Here is a 432-nt window from a genome sequence, read left to right as displayed (position 1 = left end):
GTACACGTCGCCGATGCCGCCGAAGGTGGAAGGCGAATTCCAAATTACGCGCAGGGCTTTGACGCGGGAGCCGAACGTTTTGACCAATTCTTCGTCGGCGGTATGGATGGCGGCGGAGTGTCCAAAGCCGTCAAAGGCAACCATTTCTTCGGCGAACTTCAAGCCTTGTTCGGTCGAATCTGCCTTAATCATGGCCAAAACAGGCGAAAGTTTTTCGCGGGTCAGCGGCTCGTTGGGGCCGACTTCGCGGCATTCAGCGATGATGATGTTGGTTTTTTCAGGTACTTTAAACCCGGCCTGTTCGGCAATCCATGCCGCCGGTTTGCCCACGACGGCAGAATTGAGTTTCGCGCCGCCGCAGCTGGCGCAGTTCGCCGTTACGCCGAAGATAAACTCTTCGAGCATGGCTTTTTCTTTTTTGTTGGCAAAGTA

General features: G+C 54.9%; 1 pseudogene. It reads right to left on the bottom strand.

The window, feature by feature from the left end:
- Nucleotides 1–432, bottom strand: a pseudogene (locus ACTHUM_RS20040) (bifunctional acetaldehyde-CoA/alcohol dehydrogenase); the annotation flags it as partial.

The organism is Neisseria sp. P0021.S006 (genome assembly GCF_051956895.1).
The sequence above is the reverse complement of the archived record's forward strand: the minus strand, read 5'-3'. Positions and strand labels throughout refer to the sequence as shown.